This is a genomic window from Paenibacillus sp. CFBP 13594 (genome assembly GCF_014842675.1).
GTDB classification, from domain to species: domain Bacteria; phylum Bacillota; class Bacilli; order Paenibacillales; family Paenibacillaceae; genus Paenibacillus; species Paenibacillus amylolyticus_B.
In genome coordinates, this window is record NZ_JACYVQ010000014.1 from 1 (window position 1) to 19,996 (window position 19,996).

Below are 19,996 nucleotides of genomic sequence, written 5' to 3' on the forward strand. Positions count from 1 at the left end.
CCAGTCGATTCAAGCCAAGGCTTGTCTCAACTTTCGCGTTCATTCTGCAAGCAGAATGTTTACTCACTCGTTGTTCAGTTTTCAAAGATCAAACTTATTTCATTATCTCTTGTGTTTCCCGTGTCAGCACTGTGTTTCAGCGGCGACTTAAATAATATATCATACGGCTGAATGTAATGCAACAGTTTTTTTTCATTTCTTTTCTTTAGTAGTTTTACATTAGCCAAAGCTATCATATCCGTACCCTATCTTGTCCTTCCATATTAGGTCATGCTAATAGGGTACAAATATTTTAACACATTTATGAAAGGGTTTACAATAACTTCTTAATAAAATGCTTTCTATCATTTCCTGGGCAACTAAATCTCCGTTATGCGCACCTCAATGTTCACTCAGGTAAGCGAGAAGCCAGCTCTCTATTACAGAGCTGGCTTCCCACTTATATAACAGCTATCTCACTTATTGTTCAATCGCAATCCCAAGGTTAGTTTTGTATCCAAGGATTACGACGCTTTTTATCAGATTTTCGTTGGTTGGAAGGAGCTGCACCCTCTCTGGATGTTTTCCCGGACACGGATACCTTGGATTTATTCTTCAGAGGAGCCTTGCTTGTTCTGCGTTTTGCAGCTGTCGGTTTATTCCCTGCTTGCTTGGACTTCCCTTCCGAATCTGATCCAACCTCTTCAATTGCTACCTGACTTAAGTTAGCGTCTTCACGCCCCCCTTTTTTACCACCCTTGCCTTGCCCTTGAGGAGGGTACATTTCACCAAATGCTCCAAGAGGGGACGGCGGAACCATGCTCTGAGTAGGATACGGATTCTGATAAGCATACTCAATAGGCTGGTTTGGCATCGTTGATGTGGACATTTCAGGCGGCATACCGTACGAAGGACCGTACATATTCCATGCCGGATCCTGATAACCATGAGAAGGATAAGTATACTGCGGCATATGTGTATGTGAGCCACATCCGCATGGAGGGTACGGAAGCATTGAGTATGGAGACATGAAAGGCGGCTGATGATTCATATGACTAGGTGCTACATACGTTGGGAATGGACTATTCACTTCGCCAGCTGGTGCAATCGGAAATGAGTTGTTTTGCATGTCTGCGGACAGATTCGGCATAACGTTATTGTGGTTATAACCCTGCTCCGCGCCAGTCCACGGACTGTTAGGCAGATCACTGCCACTATAAGGACTAACTTCCGGAATCCCTGGAAACCCCGCATTGTTACTCGCTCCTGCCGTGTACATGTCTTGCTGAGCACCATACACCTCTTGTACAGGAACCGGGATTTGAACATAAGGGTGCTCGGCTGGCGCATGATGCAACTTATTACCACAACCACAAGGCTTTTTCGTTGCTGGTGCAACCTCAGTTGGAGACTTTGTATTAGGCATTACAGGCAAAGGCATAATTTCAGGCGATAGATTAGGCATTGTGTATTTCTTGGATTCTGCTACCGGTTTTACCTCAACTTCGGGTTTAACCTCTTCTTTTTTGTGCGTTTCCTTTTCGGGTTTCACTTCAGGAAGCTCTGGTAACTGCGGCAGTACCTCCAGTTCAGGCTTCACATTCGGCTTCTCCGTATTGGCTGGTGGTGGAGCAGGGACCGGAACAGGAACCTCTGCTACTGGAGCAGGAGGAGTTGGCATAACTGGCGCCGGTGGTTCCGGTTCTTTGACTCCCGTGTATTCCTTACCTTCAGGTGACAACTTTTCATGAGCAGCAATATTGCTGGCACCCGAATTAGATGTGCTGTTTCCTTGTGCGTGCATAGATGGAATATAAACTGTCTCCCCCACCAACAGAGCGTTCGGGTTTTTCAACTGTGGATTGGCATTGACCATATCTTTCAAAGGAACTCCCCAGGCTTGTGCCAACTTCCATAACGAATCTCCTTGCTGCACCTTGTGACTGTGGAGCACACCCTCCGGTTTCGGTGTTACTGGCTCAGCAGGGATTTTGACCTTCATGCCAATATCCAGCTTGTCGGGATTTGTGATTTGCGGATTAGCCGCGATCAATTTGTCCAGCGCTACATTGTATTTTTGGGACAGCAGATATAATGTGTCGCCTTTTTTCACCATGTGTATTTTCACAGGGAACTAACCTCCTAGACGTCATACTTGGGCAGTACATTTGCCCATACCGTTACTACATCCTATGCAGAAACCGGGCTAATGACATCAACTAAACAAAAAAAATCCTCCTGTCTCCAAAATCCCCATACACCAGGTATGCAGAATTTTATCGGACAAGGAGGATTCCTGTTCCCTATGTTATGCAATTCTAACTTAAGATTCCCACACTTTATATCCATCTTTGTCAACAATCTGACGGAATGCTTCCAGCAATCTCAGCGTTACCGGACCTGCTACCCCAGTGCCAATTGTTCTTCCATCCACTTCATATGCAGCGATAACTTCTGCAGCTGTCCCGGTGAAAAAGACTTCGTCTGCGATATACACATCATGCAGGGTGAATGGCACTTCTTTTAATTCAAGCTCCAGTTCGCCACATAGATCGATAATCGCTTGACGTGTAATACCTTCAAGTGCTCCGAGATAACAAGGGGGCGTGTACACTACACCATTTTTGATGATGAAGATGTTATCACTTGAACCCTCAGTAACGTAACCTTGGGAGTTCAGCATAATTGCTTCACCAGCACCTGAATAGTTAGACTGGATTTTAACCAGGATGTTATTCAGATAGTTCAATGATTTAATTTTTGGATTCAAGGCGTCCGGAATGTTCCGGCGTTGGGATACAGAAACTGCTTTCAATCCAGTAAGATAAGCTTCCTCCGGATAGATCGCCAATTGTTCCACGATGATGATTACGGATGCCTTAGGGCAACGTAATGGGTCCAACCCCAGATTACCAGGGCCACGCGATACAATAAGACGAATATAACCATTACGCATATCATTGCGGCGCACCGTTTCAGCCATGACTTCCAGCATCTCATCAATGGACAGCGGAATGTTCAAACTAATGGATTTTGCCGAATCATACAAACGATCCAAGTGGGCCTTACATCTGAAAATATTTCCGTTATAGATCCGAATACCTTCGAAAATCCCATCTCCATACAAAAATCCATGATCATATACCGAAACGGTTGCGTTCTCCTTGGTCACATACTGACCATCCAAATAGATCCATTGTTCTGCCACTGATGACTGCACCTCCATAAAATATCCATTCCCTGTACTCCGAAACGTTATTAACCCGTCCATTGTACACCAAATGACAAGCCATTACTCGCTCATTCTACCCGACTTATGACAACCTTCTAACATTCCCAAACACCATCAGGTCAATTATCTCGAAGGATATGTATAACAAGGATAGCTACCCAGAACGCGCACCTGACAATTCAATGCTTCAATCTCTGCCATGGCTGCGGTAAGCAATACCGAATCGACCGTTTCCACAACATCAATGTAAAAATAGTAACTGCCCAATCGTTTCTTCGTTGGACGAGATTCGAGACGGGTCAAGTTCAGCTTCCGCCATGCAAAAGCTGACAATACCTGATGCAACGCACCCGGTGCATCTTCTGGCAACGTCACCAGCAAGCTGGTTTTTACATGATCCGGTTCACGTGGAATGTTCACAGGTTCATGGCCTATAAGCACAAAACGGGTGTAGTTGTTGTCATGATCTGTAACCCGTTCAGCCATAATGTCCAAGCCATGCTTCTGAGCAGCAAGCTTTGTACCGATCGCCACCCAGCCCTTACCTGGATTTTTTTTCACAATTTCTACAGCTTCGGCTGTACTGTTCACACCTTCAAGGTCGGCCCCAGGCGAATGTAGCCGAATAAAATTTTGACACTGTGGAATAGCCACTGGATGGGACATGATCTTGGTAATTCTACCGAAATCATACTCGCCACTCTCTGTCTTAAATTCCGAGCCATGTCCGATAACATTCTGGATGGATGGGTATACCCACTCTGCTTGCATCGGAATATCCACTTCATTTACAAGCCAGTCCATATGAAGACTAACGGAACCCTCAATGGTATTTTCGATCGGAATGACACTGTATTGTGCATTCCCGCTATCCGTTGCTCTAAACACATCCGAAATCAACTTGGAATGAAGCAAATCTAATGGTTCTCCGTTGAAAAGGAAATCAATTGCCTCATGAGAGACTGAGCCTTCAGGTAATACTGCAATTCGTTTCATGCATTAACTTCCCCTTTGATTCTGTCCAGAAAAGGACGTTCGTCTTGATCAGGCAGCACGGTTACACCGTCCAAATCCGGATCGAGCCACAGTGCAGAAGCAGATATGCCCTCCCGCTCCATAGTGTCCAGCAAATATTGTTCCAATCCCGCTTTCCGGGTGTCATGACGATCTACCAAAGTCAATACGGTCGGGCCAGCTCCGCTCAGGGCAGCTCCCAACGCTCCATGATCAACAGCATGTTCCAATATCTCAGCCATGCCTGGCACCAATGATGCCCGATATGGTTGGTGAATTCGATCTGACATCGCCTTCTGAATCATATCCAGTCGTCCACTCGCCAAAGCGGCAACGAGCAGTGAAGATCTGCTAATGTTATGCACCACATCAGACATGCCAAATTGCTCTGGAATTACATTCCTTGCTTTTGAAGTAGACAGCTGGAATTCAGGTATAATAACCAACGCCTGCAGATCCTGGTGTGGTTCAATACGTATATGATCTACCTGTTGACCATTCCATGCAGCCGTAATAATACCGCCATACAGAGATGCTCCCACATTATCAGGATGCTTCTCGAGGGATGTGGCCATATCCAGAAGTTTCGCATCGGATAAAGGAGCACCAATTAATGCATTCGCTGCTGCTAATGCACCAACGATGGCTGATGCACTGCTCCCGAGTCCCCGCGTAAGCGGAATATCGGAATACATGGAAATCTCCAATTCAGGGATGGATACCCCAGTTTCATTGAATACCATCTGTGCAACTTCGTAAATCAAATTCGATTTATCTGTTGGCAGACCTGTCAAATGATTGCCGTAAAGATGAAATGACGTCTGTTCGGCAGGTTTCATTTCCAACCAGGCATACAAAGACAATGCCATGCCCAGGGTATCAAACCCCGGACCGAGATTGGCTGTGCTTGCAGGTATTTTTACAGTTACCTTTTCACGCAAACTCATACAGATTGCTGCTCCAGTTGTGCAATAGCCGCCATTACTGCTTCTTCCGTATCTTCAACAACAAGTGGCTCAGTCGCTACTGTTTTGATCGCAATATTAGGATCTTTCAGGCCATTACCTGTCAGTACACAAACGACAGTCTCTCCGCCTTTAAAGTACCCTTCACTCTTCAGTTTGTATACACCGGCAAGGGAAGCCGCAGAAGCAGGTTCAGCAAAAATCCCTTCCCGAGAAGCAAGTGTACGGTACGCTGTCAGGATTTGTTCATCCGTTACATAGTTGATCTGTCCACCAGATTCCTCAGCTGCAGCTACTGCCGTTTTCCAGCTCGCTGGATTACCGATTCGAATCGCTGTTGCTACTGTTTCAGGTTCAAGGATCGGCTCACCTTTGACAATGGCCATCGCACCTTCTGCTTCGAAACCAACCATACGTGGAAGTGTACTGGACTTGCCTGCCTCTTTATATTCTTTGAAACCTTTCCAATAAGCCGAAATATTACCCGCATTACCGACTGGAATAGCCAGAACGTCAGGCGCTTCGCCAAGTTGTTCAATGACTTCAAACGCTGCTGTCTTCTGTCCTTCAATCCGGAACGGATTCACAGAGTTTACAAGCGTGATCGGATGTTTGGCTGTGATCTCACGCACAATCTCCAGTGCACGGTCAAAGTTACCATTAATCGCAATTACCTTAGCTCCATAGATCATGGCTTGGGCCAGTTTACCCAGTGCAATGTTGTTATTCGGGATCAGTACGATACAATTGAGGCCACCACGTGCGGCGTAGGCCGCAGCAGCTGCTGACGTATTACCTGTGGATGCACACATAATCGTACGGCTGCCCTCTTCCATAGCTTTGGCAACTGCCATAACCATACCGCGGTCTTTGAAAGATCCCGTAGGGTTCAAACCTTCATACTTGAAATAAACATTCAAACCGAGTTCCTCAGACAGATTCTCTGCATGAATCAACGGTGTATTTCCTTCCTGAAGCGTAAGCAGGGGTGTATTTTCATTAACTGGAAGGTGGTCTCTGTACGTTTGCAAAAGTCCTTGATATCTCATTGTGGGTAAACTCCTTTATGTTTTAATAATCTGAAATGATGACCTGTTAAACCAGATATGATTAACTTGTACGTTATAACTGAAATAATTGAGATGCCGTATGGGATATGGATAAATTATCCTTCGACCCGGTAGACACTCTTAATGCGGCGAATGACGCTGAGTGATTCAAAATGTTTTAACACTTTATCCATGCTTGCCTTACTCGCATTATGTGTAACGATAATGATCTCGGCATCCGGGTTGTGCTCATTCGGCTGTTGAACAACCGACGCCAGACTGACATCATACTCTGCGAAAATTTGTGTGATTTGTGCCAATACACCGGCTTTATCGTCTACGTGTAGTAAAATAAAGTTTTTCGACACGATCTGCTCGTCGCTTTGCAGTCGCTTAATCTTATAAGGCACAATTGCTTTGAGACCGTTCACGCCAAGTTTAAGGTTTTTGGTAACCGCCACAATGTCAGCTACAACCGAAGTTGCCGTTGGGAGTTCTCCCGCACCCGCACCGTAGAACATCGTCTCCCCTACAGCTTCACCGTGTACATATACTGCGTTGAACACACCGTTGACTGAAGCAATCGGGTGATTTTGTCTAACCATCGTCGGCTGAACGCTAATTGTGATCTCATCGCCAATACGGTCCGCAATACCAAGTAACTTCATCTCATAGCCCAGTCTTTTGGCATACATAATGTCTTCACGAGTTACGGAGGATATTCCTTTAACGGTTACATCCTTCAACTCCACATTGGTGCGGAAACCGAGTGTACTCAAGATCGCCATTTTGCGAGCTGCGTCAAGTCCCTCCACATCGGAAGTTGGATCGGATTCAGCGTATCCCAGAGCCTGTGCTTCAGCCAGTACTTCTTCATAGGATGCACCTTCCTGACTCATTTTGGTCAGAATAAAGTTCGTTGTTCCGTTCACAATCCCCATAATGCGAGTAATCCGGTCAGAAGAGAAACCTTCAATCAACGTACGAATGATCGGAATCCCTCCAGCAACACTCGCCTCATAGAACACGTCACATTGTTTTTCCTGCGCCTTCGCCAAAATCTCTGTACCATGTAGTGCCATGAGATCTTTGTTTGCTGTTACGATATGCTTCCCACGTTCCAACGCTTCAAGAATATACTCCTTCGTCTGATCAATGCCGCCCATGACTTCAACGATGACGTCAATATCCGGATGACGAATGACTTCCCAAGGATCTTCCGTAAGCTTGGCACGGTCTACAGCAATAACACGTTCTTTCTCTGTATTTTTCACTGCGATCTTCTCGATGACAATCGGCGATCCAACCTGACTGCTCAGATCCTCCTGATTCCCTTCCACAATGCGAACGACTCCCGTTCCGACAGTTCCCAGACCCAACAATCCGACTTTTACTGGTTTCACTAACGATCTACCCCCTAATGTCTATTCTTGTCCGTCAGTCCTGTATGTTAAAGCCTAATTACCCTTGGCCTACAATACGTGTACGTCTTACGCCAGGCATATCTTGCATTCGATCCAGCATTTCACCAATTTCGCCATGAAGATGTGTCGTTTCCACCGAAATGACAACATTGGCTCTTCCTTGAAGCGGGATACTCTGATTAATCGTGAGTACATTAGCTCCATAACCAGCTACATGTCCAAGCACACGAGACAAAATACCCGACTGATGCTCCAGATCAATGGAGATCGTTACAATTCTCTCGCGCTCAAGCTGGTTGATCAGATGAATTCCATCCTTGTACTTGTAAAAGGCACTCCGGCTTAATCCGACCTGTTCAACCGCCTCATGCACTGTTTTAACATCACCAGAAGCCAGCAGTTCTTTTACCTGCATGGTCTTCACCACTGCCTCTGGTAAAATATCTTCCCGTACTAAGTAATAGCGTTCGTTCACAGAACGTCCTCTCCTCAAAGACTCATGTATTCATATAGTGGACATTATATAGGATCTATGACAAAAGGGCAATACATGACACGCCTATTTTTTGAAATACGTTCCTCACAGTATACAAGTTTATGCCTCTCCCATGTCAGGAAAAAACAAAAAAAACGCAGAGTTGCGGGCCAACTTCCCACTTCTCTGCGTTTCTATATCGATCTGTCTCTCCACGGAAGACGGCTACTTAGTAGTAACTGCTGCCTTCCACGAATTCGAATTCAAATTCTCCAATACGCACGATGGTACCTTCTACAGCTCCGCGCTTACGCAACTCAGCGTCGACACCCATATAACGCAGTGTACGTGCGAGTTTCAGTATGGCTTCATGTGAGTTCAATTGCATCCGTTTCATCATGCGGTCAATCTTGGCACTTTCGACAACGAACATTTCGTTCTCACGCACAATTTTGAAACCATCGTCTTCTTTTTTGTCCAGACTGTATACTTTACGTTCAGATACATCTGCTACCTCTTCAACCACTCGCTCGTCTGGAACCTGATCCAGCAGATCAGCTGCACGATACAGAAGTTCTTGAATCCCTTTCCGGGTCAAGGATGAAATTGGCATCACTTCAATATCAGGTTGAACTTCACGAACTTGCTGTAAAAATTGCTCCAGGTTCGCTTCAGAGTCTGGCATATCCATCTTGTTAGCTGCTACAATTTGCGTTCTCTCGGCGAGAAGCGGATTGTACAACTTCAATTCGTCATTGATTTTCTGCCAGTCTTCAAAAGGATCGCGTCCTTCCGAACCCGACATATCTACGACATGAACAATAATACGAGTACGCTCGACATGACGTAAGAACTCATGTCCCAGTCCAACCCCTTCATGCGCACCTTCAATCAGTCCAGGCAAATCGGCCATGACAAAGCTTCGGCCTTCTCCTACACCGACTACACCCAGATTCGGTGTAATGGTTGTGAAATGGTATGCACCGATCTTTGGCTTGGCTGACGAAACGACAGAAAGCAATGTGGATTTCCCGACACTCGGGAAACCAACCAGACCAACATCTGCCATAACTTTCAGTTCGAGTACGATGTAACGCTCTTGTCCTTCTTCACCGTTCTCAGCAAGTTCAGGTGCAGGATTGTTCGGTGTAGCAAATCGGATGTTACCCCGTCCGCCCCGTCCACCACGTGCAATGACAACCTGTTGACCGTGACGTGTCATATCCGCCAGTACTTCTCCACTGTCTTCATCCAAAATGATAGTTCCTGGTGGAATGCGAACAATCATGTTCTCCGCGTTTGCACCATGCTGACTTTTATTACGTCCCTTCTCACCACGTGGGGCTTTGAAGTGACGCTGGTAACGGAAATCCATCAACGTACGCAAACCTTCATCCACGCGGAAAATGATGTCAGCTCCTCTGCCTCCATCGCCCCCGGCAGGTCCGCCGTTTGGTACATACTTCTCACGACGGAACGAAATTATTCCGTCCCCTCCGTCTCCGGCTTTTACATAAATCTTCGCTTTATCTACAAACATTGGTTAACCCCTTCTTCCTATATTCCACACGGCATTCTGAATTGTATAAACGTATCCTCAGACGGAAACTGCTCCGTTCTGACTTTTTTTCCTTTGAGTACGGCAGTAAGCTGCCGTAGTGTTTCCGGATCGGGTGTTTGATCCCCGTCCAGTCGGACAACCACATCTCCATGATCCTGTCCGAAGTTCAAGGTCAGTTTGCGAACCTCTCCCCAAGAAGACCGGCCGCCGCCATATTGATAGGCCCTGATTGCATCCGCAATCGCCCCGGTAAGTGACTCGCCATCCTCGGGAGAGACCAGAGCACTAAGCTGCAACTCATCTTCTATTTCCACATGCAAGTCCAGCGCAATTCCACTGGCGCGAAAAGACTGAAGATAAAATACGAGGGAAGGAATACCTAATCTGGAGATTCGGCTTTCTTCTGTAACCCGCTCTTTTATTCTTTCCACACATTGCAAGGATTTATCAAGTTTGCCCAGCCGAAGATATCCATATAACACCTGAAGGTCGTTCATCCAGTCGTGTCGATGATGATTTAATGAAGCAATTGCTGTTTTTTCCATGGATTGTATGATGGCTCTGCGTTCCGCCTCCGCCTGTTTCTTCATCGCATTCACAGAAATAAGCAATACTGCGACGGACCACAATGCGCACACGGCGCTTGAGATTATCGCCGGATACAACATAACGAAAACCAAAGGAATCAGAAGTGAACATGCCGCAATCCACGGCACTCTTTTCCAAGATTTCATGGCTTCTCCCCGTTCTACAAAACTCGGTTGGTCTACACCCACCGTAACCAAGTATAACATGTCTTTTCTGCCAGTTCATTATCGAATAACCGTTGAATACAAAAAACCTTCGGCAAAAATGCCGAAGGCTCCTTAGGCGGAATGCCGATATTACGCTTCTACTGCTGCTGCTACAGGAGCAACATTAACAGGGTAGATGCTTACTTTTTTGCGATCGCGTCCCCAACGTTCGAATTTTACAACGCCGTCGATTTTCGCGAACAAAGTGTCATCTTTACCGATGCCAACGTTAGTTCCCGGGTGAATTTTCGTTCCGCGTTGGCGAACGAGAATGCTACCACCAGTTACAGTTTGACCATCAGCACGTTTAACACCCAGACGTTGAGCATTACTGTCACGTCCGTTCTTCGTGGAACCTACACCTTTTTTCGATGCGAATAACTGAAGATTTAATTTCAACATGATTGGTTGTCCTCCTTCTTTGCTTATTTGAATTGCTGTATTTTAATATACTTCCCGTATGACTCTGCAATATTAGAGAGCATAACCACCATGGATTCGAGTAACAATTGTACCTGGGACCAGGTTTCCCCTCTCTCTAACAAAGGTAAAGAACCGCTTAAAAAGCCATTCTTCATCTTGGCATCCATTTCAACGCCGGTCAATGTTTCAATCGAGTTCACCGTACCCACTGTAACAGCGGATACCCCGGCACATACGATGTCTTCTCCCCGCTTGGCAAAATTAGCATGCCCTTCAATGGAAAAACGTTCGATGTTCCCGTCCTCATCACGAAAGATTTGAACGATAATCACTTATCGCACCTTCTTTACGCTTTGATTGTTTCGATAGTTACTTTAGTGTACGGTTGACGGTGACCTTGCTTCACATGGTAGTTCTTTTTAGGTTTGTATTTGTATACGATAACCTTTTGTCCTTTGCCATGTTTCTCCACTTTAGCCGTTACAGTAGCTCCGGAAATCAATGGTGTACCTGCTGTCAAACCTTGATCGTTAGATACAGCCAGGACACGGTCGAACGTTACGCTTTCGCCATCGTTCGCAGTCAATTTCTCGATGAACAGAACATCGCCCTCTTGGACTTTGTACTGTTTGCCGCCTGTTTCAATAATTGCGTACATTTGCCTTGCACCTCCTCATGTCTCAGACTCGCCCGTTCTCAGGTGACAGTGTCCTTGCGGAACTGTTCTTATACCCGGCCAGTGCGGTTACAGCATGTGCAAGACCATTAGGCTAAACACATACTTGAAGATTATATCACGCAATATATCAAAAATCAATGCAAAGGTGAAATATATCTTTTTCCCGTACCATGGCAAGAAGAACACGGCTCCACATAGGGCAACGTACTTTCTTCCCGCACTTTCTTACGGGTAAGTTCGAGCAAGCCCAGCTTGGTCCAACCCATTACAAACGCTTTGGTCCGATCCTTCTTGAGCTCACCCTCCAAGGTTGCTGCGACTTCATGCCGATTCGAGGCTTCCTCCATATCAATGAAGTCGACAATAATCATGCCACCGATATCACGCAGGCGCATTAGACGGGCAATCTCCACTGCTGCCTGTATGTTGGTCTCTGTCACGGTCTCTTCCAGACTATCACCGCCAGCTCCCGTATATTTACCCGTGTTCACATCCACTACAGTCAGAGCTTCAGTATGATCAATAACAATGTATCCGCCTCCGGGCAACCACACCTTCCGGGCAAAATCCTTATTCAACTGTTCCTGCACACCATAGGCAGCAAAGATGGATTCTGTTCCCCGATACACCTGTACTTTGGGTTGATGACCAGGACTAATCTCTTCGAGCAATGCTTTTACTTCACGGGCTTGTCCCTCACTATCAGTGATGACTTCGTCACTCCCTGGCGTATACACATCTCTGATGATTCGCTGTACCATGCTATGATCCCGATGCAAGAGGCTTGGTGAAGGCAAACTGTCCGCTTTTTCACGAATCAGATACCACTGCGCGCGTAATGTTTCCAAGTCCGACTTAATGGCCTCATGCTGTTCTTCTCCAGATACGGTCCGAATAATAAGTCCTTCTTCATCCCGCCTCAGTTGCTCCCCAAGTGCCTTAAGACGGGAACGATCCCCTTCACGGGCAATTTTCTTGGATACCGCTACATAGTCAGCAACAGGCATGTAGACAAGCCAACGGCCCGGGAGTGAATAATGAGTCGTCACCCGGGCTCCCTTGCCTCCTACCGGTTCTTTCAGAACCTGAACAATGACTTCCTGACCCGGACGAAGCAACTCCGAGATGGAAGGCTTCACCTTGGGCTGTTTCTCCAGATGGGGATGCAACACATCGTCCACATAGAGGAAAGCATTCTTTTTCTGACCAATATCCACAAAAGCAGCCTGCATACCTGGTAACACATTCACGACCCGTCCCTTGAAAAAGGAACCCAGCAGTCCACGATCGCGTGTACGTTCTGCCGTAAATTCCACAGCTTTGCCTTCTTCCAGAAGCGCCATTTGCATGAGGTTATGTTCATTATGTACTATCATTTGTTTCATGGCTTCACCTCTAGAAGACAATTCAAATCATCCACATCCATTTCAGTATCTTTTCAATTCTCATTGTACATATATTAACCCATTTCAGAACAGGTCCACCAGAACACTACAATTTATCACCATTTTGTTGAAAATAGGAACCGATAATCCGTTGCTCAGGCAATACGGCCATAATTCGACCCTGTCTGTTCATCACGTATACCATATGGTATCTTTCTCTCTTTAATAGACGCAAAATAGTGTCCAAAGGTTTCGCCGGGAATGAGATTATTGGCTGCGCCAAACTGCCAGTAGCCGCGTGACGAGCAAACGCACCCTCTCGATTCATAAGAAAACGAATAAAGCGATAGGGCACATTTCGGTAATCCGTTACGTTGGAATAGAACAAAAAAAGGCCGATTAACAGAATGTTGAGCGGTAGGCCGTAGTCTCCAGTAAACCATCGGCTTATCGCATATAATATCACCCCTACGCTACACAGAATGCTAATTCTGTAAGTCCACATTAATGTTGTATAGTAGGGTGCCCACAGACTGACAAGTGCCTGAACAATTTTACCTCCGTCGAGAGGAAGTACAGGCAGCAGATTAAAGAGAGCAATGAGCAGATTCCCCTGAATGATATAGTTTAGAAATACCGGATCGCCCAGATTGCCATACTGCAACAGCATAACCACGCCAACCATCAGCATGTTTTGTAATGGACCAGCCAGAGCAATCATGATTTCCCGGTAGGCCGTGATCGTACCTCCATCTTCGATAACCGCTACTCCTCCAAAAGGGAGCATCTGGATCGACAAGACACGATAGCCCAGAAGTGCCGCCGCCGCAGCATGTCCACATTCATGAATGAATACGATGGCAAACAACGTAATAAGTTCAATAAAATGTCCAGTCAGAAGGGAGGCCATCATGATAATTACAAAAAACGGATGAAACGTAATACGGACTCCCCACACCCTAATCAAGGGCAACAACTTCCGCCGGGTCTACGTACTCCTCGCCCTCTTTGACTGCAAAATAGAGCGTGGCCGGTTGTTCACCACCCGTAGCCTTGAGACTCCCCACTGGATTCCCCGCTTCCACCCAATCGTTCACGCTCACTTCACTTTCGTTCAGCCGACCATATATTGCCGTGACATTGCCTGTATGTTGGATGACAACTGTGAATCCACTTGCTGCATCGCCGATAACCTCCATGACACGCCCAGCATCAGAACTTTCGACCTGTATACGTTCTGCACCTGCGGCATCCGGAACGATCTCAATTCCCTTCATGCTCAGCGCGAATGGCTGAACCACTGTGCCTGAGATCGGTTTGCCCAGTAACTGCCTTACTTTCAATCCGTTCACGGCATCCGTCGTATGTCCGAGGACCGGAAGAAACGAAGGTGTTCCTCCAAAATGCCGTTCATACCAAGCCGCTGCTGAGGCAAAATCCATATCCCGATGGAGTGCATCCGCAATGACTGTTTTGGGTGATGTCGTCCACGATGTATCCAACTGAAATAGACCCCATACTCCGCCAAATATCAAAGCGCTAATGACCGTCCGTTTGAGAAGTGACTTGAACAGGTTAAATCTCGAATGCCCCCCTGGAACGAAATGACCATTCTCTTTTTTCCACAACCATTCCGGATCTCTTTCCTGTATACCTTCACTAGGCGTAAATGGTTTCGAGTGTATGATCTCATTCTTGTCCAATAGCGAACCTACTTTTTGCTCCTGTAAGACCTCCACAGTGGCACCATCCATCAGTCGCCGGATGCGTTCTTCTCGTCTCTGCTTGATTCTGAGTTTCGTGTTCATGAAATGTCCTCCCGCCGAGGCTTGTTTACTACATCCTATGAAGAGGTGGTTGATAATATGAACAAGCCTGCCCGCAGGTAACAAAAAAAGCCGGGCTATAAGCCACGGCTGTCATGTAATTGCTTTATGAATAAGTTCGTTTAACGAGTTAACCCATTCCGAAGAACTTTTTGAAACGAGTAAAAGCGCCCTTTTTCTGCTCCAGCTGCATCAATGGAACCGTATCTCCCAGAATGCGTCGTGCGATATTCCGATACGCAATCGCCGCAAGTGAATCCGGATTCATGACCGTAGGTTCTCCTGAATTGGCAGCTTTGATGACCAGTTCATCATCAGGCACGATGCCAATCAGGTCAATATTAAGTACTTGTAAAATACCATCGATATCTAACATGTCACCCGATTTGACCATATTATTGCGAATTCGATTCACCACCAGCTTTGGTGATTGAATGTGTGAACTCTCCAGCAGGCCGATGACACGATCCGCATCACGTACTGCAGCATTTTCCGGTGTAGTGACCACGATGGCCTGATCTGCTCCTGCTACCGCATTTTTGAAACCCTGCTCTATGCCGGCTGGGCAATCAATAATAACGTATTCAAAATCTTTTTTCAGTTCAAGGATAATATCCTTGACCTGTTCTGGCGACACTGAGTTTTTGTCTCTCGTCTGCGCCGCAGGCAACATGTATAATTCTTCGAAACGCTTGTCTTTGACCAAAGCCTGATTCAGACGGCAGCGGCCGTCGGCAACGTCGCACAGATCGTAAATAATACGGTTTTCGAGTCCCATCACGACATCCAAATTACGAAGGCCGATATCGGTATCTACCAGACAAACCTTTTTGCCGAGCAGCGCCAGCGCTGTCCCGATGTTTGCCGAGGTGGTTGTTTTACCCACGCCGCCTTTACCCGAAGTGATCACGATCGCCTCTCCCATGAGCTACACTCCTTTAAACACATTAAAATCTCGGCGTAACCGAACGATATTGCTCATTTTGTCTATCTGCATCTGATTGTCCTGTAAGTAAGCAAATTCCATTCCGGTCTCTCGGCTCTCCCATTCATCGGGAGGACGACTGATGATATCCGCAATCCGTAGCTGCGTCGGTGCAAATACCGAAGCGGCAATGATCGCTTCCTCGTCCCCGCCAATTCCGGCATGAGCCATACCTCTGAGTGAACCCAACACATATATATCTCCGGTACACGTCACTGTGCCCCCCGGATTGATATCCCCAAGAAACAGGAGATTTCCTTCATGATGAAGCACCTGACCTGAACGCACCATACCACACATGGTTACAATCGGCGGTGGTCCTTTAACCTCCGGTTGGAGTGCAGGTGAGTCGATGGATCGAATAAGCAGATTCCCTTTTTGCTTCAATATATCGAGGATTGCTTCTTTCTGGTCCTCTGTCACTTCGCGGGCACCCAACTTGATATCCACATGAACAATCGGTCCGGTCAAAATATTTTGATGGCTGTGTTCCAGCTTATAGCGGAGCTCATAGAGCAATTCCTCGAATTCACATTGATCGTCCAACAGGAAAACCAGGCCGTCTCGGATGCCTTTAATCGTTACGTGATTCGATTTTACCGTCATAAGCCTGTCCCTCCCATCTCATTACATTTCGTGCCCGGGGCCCCAAGTTCCTGCTTTGCGCTCCATAAATGTATTTAGGAAGCTTCTTCTGTCTTGCTCCGTCTCTTGCCGATCCGCTCCAGTTGTTTCCGAAGCGGGACATATATGATCAAGGCAAACACAAAATGAATGAACAAATTAGGAATCATGTATTCAATCAACGCCCAGTCAAAGGTCACGTGGTTAAGTTGGAAGAGCTTGTACAGGAAAAATAGCATGGTGTCATTAAGCAGACTTCCCAAAATGACAACCGATACCATAACCGGCAGTGGTGCACGTGGTGCTTGAAAAATGAGTCCCATCATATATGCCGATAATCCCATCGAGAATCCATAAGGTCCAATCATCTCACCGTAGAATACAACATCATGCAATAGTCCAAAAAATATACCGAGTACTAGTGCCGTGTGACGATGATGATATACAGCGATAAACAAAATGACGATATAGACCAGATTGGCAGAAATACGCATGTGCCAGCCAGAAGGGATGAGCAACGGTAAAATTGTGCCTTCCGCAATAAACAAAACGAATAGTAACAGGAATAGAACTTGCTTGCGCGTTACCATTATTCTTTTACCTCAGGCGGGATAATGACAATCAGCTCTTTCCAATCAAGGAAGCTTGCGTATGGCTCAATTGTAGCTGTTTTGGTTAAACCATACTCACTTTTCTCGACACTCTTCACTTTACCAATCCGCATGTACTTCGGAAAATTGTTAATAATTCCGGAAGAGATAATCTCATCATCCTCTTTGATATTTGAATCCTCCGAGATTTTGGTCATCTTGAGCATGCCCGTCTTCGGATCGTAGCTCTCAATCATACCAAACACTTTCTCTTTACCTACTGCGGTTGCTGCAATGGCATTGGATGTCGGATCATTGGCATCCATGGACGTTAACAGATTAACCGTTGATGTATATGAGCTGACATGACTGATCACGCCGACCAGCCCTTCCTGGGAGGTAACGGCCATCCCCGGCTTAATTCCCGCATTTTCACCGATATCAATGTTAATGGTTCTGCTATTTGGATCCGAATTGGCACTGATAACCTGAGCAATTCGTGAACCGTAATTATAGCGATTTTTCTGTTCTTCTGTGAAATTGAGCGCTTTCTGAAGCTGCTCATTCACTTGCTCCATATCATTGTACTTCAGCCGATCCCGGGTATAGTGACCCATCGCGATGCGGAGCTCTTCATTCTCTTCATATACCGTACGCATGTTCGCTACATCTTTGAAAAAGCCCGCTACATAGGAAGCGGGCTTGTAAAATACGTATTGTACAAATCCAACTGAATCCTTCAGGAATTTCTCCGGCCAGGATAGAGTGGTTCGCGGACTGAGCGTAAAGCCCATTAACGCGATAAATGTAACAAGGCCCACCAGCAAAACAAAAAGTCTTTTGTTGCCTAGCAGTTTAAACAGTTCGAACACCCTCTAACATCCATATTCTCTTCCGAGCCATGCCCGGCGGGGAGACTGTCAGACCTGTAGTCCCTGCGAGAATATCAGCCGATCCTCCCCTGTTAAGCGGGTAATAGCTCATCCCCGGGGTTAACCGGGTCCTCTATAAAGATATCTTACCACTTGGTCGCTATGCCAAGTTAGGCAAATACCAATTAACGTTTGGAACGAACTGCCGAACTGCTTCTGCTTTTGAACAAATGAATATTCTCTAGCGCTTTACCTGTTCCGATCGCTACACAATCCAGCGGGTTCTCAGCCACGATGACAGGCATTCCTGTCTCACCAGCGAGAAGCTTGTCCAGGTTGCGAAGCAACGCCCCACCACCTGTAAGAACGATACCCCGATCCATGATATCGGCAGCAAGTTCAGGCGGGCATTTTTCCAGTGTTACTTTTACCGCTTCAACAATTGCATTCACGGTATCAGCCAGCGCTTCACTGATCTCGTCCGAAGTAATCGTAATTGTCTTCGGCAGACCTGTTACAAGGTCACGTCCACGAATTTCCATCGTTTCTACTTGTTCCAATGGCATAGCTGATCCGATGTCCATCTTCAATTGCTCCGATGTACGCTCACCGATCATCAGATTGTATTGGCGTTTGATGTACTGGATAACGGATTCATCCATCTCGTCACCTGCTACACGAACCGAACGGCTCGTTACAATACCACCAAGAGAGATAACAGCCACTTCCGTTGTGCCGCCACCAATATCGACAACCATACTACCCGTTGGTTCCCATACAGGCAGATCTGCACCGATTGCAGCAGCAAAAGGCTCTTCAATCGTATAGGCTTCACGTGCTCCAGCCTGTTTGGTTGCATCTTCAACCGCACGTTGTTCTACTGCCGTGATCCCGGATGGTACACATACCATCACGTTTGGATGACGCTGGAACATGGAGCGCTGTTTCTGCGCCTCACGGATGAAATATTTGATCATCGTTGCCGTTGTATCGAAATCGGCAATAACGCCATCTTTCATTGGACGAATGGCACGAATGTTACCTGGTGTACGTCCAATCATTTTTTTGGCGGCTTCACCTACTGCCTCGATGCTATTTGTATCTGTCCGTATAGCGACAACCGAAGGTTCTCGCACCACAATTCCTTTTCCTCGTACATAAACCAACGTATTTGCTGTCCCCAAGTCAATACCCAAATCTTTCGTAAAACCACCAAACATAACATAATCTCCTTTTCTGCCTCATATAGCCGCTCCATTCTGATCCAGAGCGTAATAATTTTATTCCCACGCAATACGTGGAGCTAATATTCGCATTTGTTTTTTTGCATTTGTAAAGTGAACCTATCTTTTACGGACAACGCCGTTAACATTCATAGGAAAACATCAACGCCAACCATTATATTATACTAAGCCCTTCTCCTTCAAACTTACGTACGTTCCATCTCCGATAATAATATGATCAAGCACGTCAATGCCAACAATAGCGCCTGCTTCAATCAGTCTCTTGGTTATTTGGATATCCTCCGGACTGGGCGTAGGATCACCACTCGGATGGTTGTGTGCGCACACAATCGATGCGCTGCTGCATTTGATGGCAGCCCGGAACACTTCACGTGGATGTACAATCGAAGCGTTAAGGCTGCCCATGGAGAGTGTTTCCTGGGCAATAATATGATTTTTGCTATTCAGAAAAAGACACACAAAATGTTCTTTTTGCAAGTAACGCAATTGTTCCATCAGGATATCAGCTGCATCACGCGGTGTACGAATTGAAGTCGACTGTATGAGTCTGCTCTTGGCAATCCGATGACCCAGCTCAATGCCAGCTTTCAATTGCACAGCCTTGGCATTGCCAATCCCTTTCATCGTGGTCAGTTCTTCCAAACTCAAATCCATCAACGAGCGAATGCCACCCGCTTCGGCCAAAATCCGCTGTGCCATATGCACCGCGGATTCCTGTCTTGTGCCTGTTCGAAGTAAAATTGCCAGCAATTCAGCATGGCTTAAGGCGCCCGCCCCGTATTCCATCATGCGTTCTCTCGGGCGTTCTTCCTGGGGGATGTCGCGCATCATGTATTGAGGCGACTCCATATGTTCCCTCTTTTCATTTCACAACA

21 protein-coding genes and 1 other annotated feature are annotated in these 19,996 nt (G+C 46.4%); all 21 genes read right to left on the reverse strand.

Features of this window, described 5'->3' with window-relative positions; all coding sequences use genetic code 11:
- Positions 1 to 484 precede the first annotated feature (484 nt).
- Positions 485 to 2,107 carry a LysM peptidoglycan-binding domain-containing protein gene (locus IFU39_RS29025; RefSeq protein WP_192136246.1) on the reverse strand — a complete coding sequence of 541 codons (1,623 nt, stop codon included), beginning with the start codon at positions 2,105 to 2,107 and terminating at the stop codon, positions 485 to 487.
- A 195-nt stretch (positions 2,108 to 2,302) separates the two neighbouring features.
- Positions 2,303 to 3,187, reverse strand: a complete 885-nt coding sequence (gene ilvE, locus IFU39_RS29030) for a branched-chain-amino-acid transaminase (protein WP_017692630.1) — start codon at positions 3,185 to 3,187, stop codon at positions 2,303 to 2,305.
- 147 nt (positions 3,188 to 3,334) lie between these two features.
- Positions 3,335 to 4,207, reverse strand: a complete 873-nt coding sequence (gene pheA / locus IFU39_RS29035; RefSeq protein ID WP_074096239.1) for a prephenate dehydratase — start codon at positions 4,205 to 4,207, stop codon at positions 3,335 to 3,337.
- Positions 4,204 to 5,172, reverse strand: a complete 969-nt coding sequence (gene thrB / locus IFU39_RS29040; RefSeq protein WP_192136247.1) for a homoserine kinase — start codon at positions 5,170 to 5,172, stop codon at positions 4,204 to 4,206. Before thrB ends, pheA begins: the two co-directional genes overlap by 4 nt.
- Complete coding sequence (gene thrC, locus IFU39_RS29045) at positions 5,169 to 6,239, reverse strand: threonine synthase (RefSeq protein WP_091011905.1); 1,071 nt, start codon at positions 6,237 to 6,239, stop codon at positions 5,169 to 5,171. The genes thrB and thrC overlap by 4 nt, the downstream gene beginning before the upstream one ends.
- Positions 6,240 to 6,355: 116 nt before the next feature.
- Positions 6,356 to 7,642, reverse strand: a complete 1,287-nt coding sequence (locus IFU39_RS29050) for a homoserine dehydrogenase (protein ID WP_017692626.1) — start codon at positions 7,640 to 7,642, stop codon at positions 6,356 to 6,358.
- A gap of 58 nt (positions 7,643 to 7,700) precedes the next feature.
- Positions 7,701 to 8,138 (reverse strand): ACT domain-containing protein, encoded by a 438-nt coding sequence (locus IFU39_RS29055; protein ID WP_017692625.1) that lies wholly within the window; start codon positions 8,136 to 8,138, stop codon positions 7,701 to 7,703.
- A gap of 229 nt (positions 8,139 to 8,367) precedes the next feature.
- Positions 8,368 to 9,678 carry a GTPase ObgE gene (gene obgE / locus IFU39_RS29060; RefSeq protein ID WP_192136248.1) on the reverse strand — a complete coding sequence of 437 codons (1,311 nt, stop codon included), beginning with the start codon at positions 9,676 to 9,678 and terminating at the stop codon, positions 8,368 to 8,370.
- Positions 9,679 to 9,695: 17 nt separating this feature from the next.
- The gene (locus IFU39_RS29065) at positions 9,696 to 10,493 is read right to left on the reverse strand and encodes a Spo0B domain-containing protein (RefSeq protein WP_223199765.1); all 798 of its coding nucleotides are present in this window, start codon (positions 10,491 to 10,493) and stop codon (positions 9,696 to 9,698) included.
- Positions 10,494 to 10,583: 90 nt separating this feature from the next.
- Positions 10,584 to 10,895, reverse strand: coding sequence for a 50S ribosomal protein L27 (rpmA, locus tag IFU39_RS29070; protein WP_017692622.1), 312 nt, complete (start codon positions 10,893 to 10,895; stop codon positions 10,584 to 10,586).
- Positions 10,896 to 10,918: 23 nt separating this feature from the next.
- Complete coding sequence (locus IFU39_RS29075; RefSeq protein WP_036605912.1) at positions 10,919 to 11,248, reverse strand: ribosomal-processing cysteine protease Prp; 330 nt, start codon at positions 11,246 to 11,248, stop codon at positions 10,919 to 10,921.
- A 14-nt stretch (positions 11,249 to 11,262) separates the two neighbouring features.
- A complete protein-coding gene (gene rplU, locus IFU39_RS29080) occupies positions 11,263 to 11,574 on the reverse strand; it encodes a 50S ribosomal protein L21 (protein ID WP_017692620.1) in 312 nt (103 codons plus the stop codon).
- 14 nt (positions 11,575 to 11,588) lie between these two features.
- Positions 11,589 to 11,673: a sequence feature (ribosomal protein L21 leader region), on the reverse strand.
- A gap of 56 nt (positions 11,674 to 11,729) precedes the next feature.
- Positions 11,730 to 12,980 carry an Rne/Rng family ribonuclease gene (locus tag IFU39_RS29085; RefSeq protein ID WP_036605911.1) on the reverse strand — a complete coding sequence of 417 codons (1,251 nt, stop codon included), beginning with the start codon at positions 12,978 to 12,980 and terminating at the stop codon, positions 11,730 to 11,732.
- A 106-nt stretch (positions 12,981 to 13,086) separates the two neighbouring features.
- On the reverse strand, positions 13,087 to 13,947 hold the full coding sequence (locus IFU39_RS29090) for a M50 family metallopeptidase (RefSeq protein ID WP_091011902.1): 861 nt from the start codon (positions 13,945 to 13,947) through the stop codon (positions 13,087 to 13,089).
- Positions 13,940 to 14,788, reverse strand: coding sequence for a M23 family metallopeptidase (locus IFU39_RS29095; RefSeq protein ID WP_192136249.1), 849 nt, complete (start codon positions 14,786 to 14,788; stop codon positions 13,940 to 13,942). Before IFU39_RS29095 ends, IFU39_RS29090 begins: the two co-directional genes overlap by 8 nt.
- 148 nt (positions 14,789 to 14,936) lie before the next feature.
- Positions 14,937 to 15,731 (reverse strand): septum site-determining protein MinD, encoded by a 795-nt coding sequence (gene minD, locus IFU39_RS29100; RefSeq protein WP_053783092.1) that lies wholly within the window; start codon positions 15,729 to 15,731, stop codon positions 14,937 to 14,939.
- Positions 15,732 to 15,734: 3 nt separating this feature from the next.
- The gene (gene minC, locus IFU39_RS29105) at positions 15,735 to 16,397 is read right to left on the reverse strand and encodes a septum site-determining protein MinC (RefSeq protein WP_017692615.1); all 663 of its coding nucleotides are present in this window, start codon (positions 16,395 to 16,397) and stop codon (positions 15,735 to 15,737) included.
- A gap of 74 nt (positions 16,398 to 16,471) precedes the next feature.
- Positions 16,472 to 17,005 (reverse strand): rod shape-determining protein MreD, encoded by a 534-nt coding sequence (mreD, locus tag IFU39_RS29110; RefSeq protein WP_091037552.1) that lies wholly within the window; start codon positions 17,003 to 17,005, stop codon positions 16,472 to 16,474.
- Positions 17,005 to 17,877 carry a rod shape-determining protein MreC gene (gene mreC / locus IFU39_RS29115; protein WP_192136250.1) on the reverse strand — a complete coding sequence of 291 codons (873 nt, stop codon included), beginning with the start codon at positions 17,875 to 17,877 and terminating at the stop codon, positions 17,005 to 17,007. Before mreC ends, mreD begins: the two co-directional genes overlap by 1 nt.
- 185 nt (positions 17,878 to 18,062) lie before the next feature.
- Positions 18,063 to 19,097: a rod shape-determining protein gene (locus tag IFU39_RS29120; protein ID WP_017692612.1), complete on the reverse strand. Its 1,035-nt coding sequence runs from the start codon at positions 19,095 to 19,097 to the stop codon at positions 18,063 to 18,065.
- Positions 19,098 to 19,280: 183 nt separating this feature from the next.
- Entirely contained in the window at positions 19,281 to 19,970 is a 690-nt protein-coding gene (radC, locus tag IFU39_RS29125) for a RadC family protein (RefSeq protein ID WP_091011896.1), read from the reverse strand.
- Between the last annotated feature and the right edge of the window lie 26 nt (positions 19,971 to 19,996).

Excerpts from the sequence above, each read along its gene's own strand:
- IFU39_RS29120 (WP_017692612.1), bottom strand. The coding sequence starts at position 19,097 with ATGTTTGGTGGTTTTACGAAAGATTTGGGTATTGACTTGGGGACAGCA.
- rpmA (WP_017692622.1), bottom strand. The coding sequence starts at position 10,895 with ATGTTGAAATTAAATCTTCAGTTATTCGCATCGAAAAAAGGTGTAGGT.
- IFU39_RS29065 (WP_223199765.1), bottom strand. The coding sequence starts at position 10,493 with ATGTTATACTTGGTTACGGTGGGTGTAGACCAACCGAGTTTTGTAGAA.
- minD (WP_053783092.1), bottom strand. The coding sequence starts at position 15,731 with ATGGGAGAGGCGATCGTGATCACTTCGGGTAAAGGCGGCGTGGGTAAA.
- minC (WP_017692615.1), bottom strand. The coding sequence starts at position 16,397 with ATGACGGTAAAATCGAATCACGTAACGATTAAAGGCATCCGAGACGGC.
- rplU (WP_017692620.1), bottom strand. The coding sequence starts at position 11,574 with ATGTACGCAATTATTGAAACAGGCGGCAAACAGTACAAAGTCCAAGAG.
- thrC (WP_091011905.1), bottom strand. The coding sequence starts at position 6,239 with ATGAGATATCAAGGACTTTTGCAAACGTACAGAGACCACCTTCCAGTT.
- obgE (WP_192136248.1), bottom strand. The coding sequence starts at position 9,678 with ATGTTTGTAGATAAAGCGAAGATTTATGTAAAAGCCGGAGACGGAGGG.
- IFU39_RS29095 (WP_192136249.1), bottom strand. The coding sequence starts at position 14,788 with ATGAACACGAAACTCAGAATCAAGCAGAGACGAGAAGAACGCATCCGG.
- thrB (WP_192136247.1), bottom strand. The coding sequence starts at position 5,172 with ATGAGTTTGCGTGAAAAGGTAACTGTAAAAATACCTGCAAGCACAGCC.
- radC (WP_091011896.1), bottom strand. The coding sequence starts at position 19,970 with ATGGAGTCGCCTCAATACATGATGCGCGACATCCCCCAGGAAGAACGC.
- pheA (WP_074096239.1), bottom strand. The coding sequence starts at position 4,207 with ATGAAACGAATTGCAGTATTACCTGAAGGCTCAGTCTCTCATGAGGCA.
- mreD (WP_091037552.1), bottom strand. The coding sequence starts at position 17,005 with ATGGTAACGCGCAAGCAAGTTCTATTCCTGTTACTATTCGTTTTGTTT.
- IFU39_RS29085 (WP_036605911.1), bottom strand. The coding sequence starts at position 12,980 with ATGAAACAAATGATAGTACATAATGAACATAACCTCATGCAAATGGCG.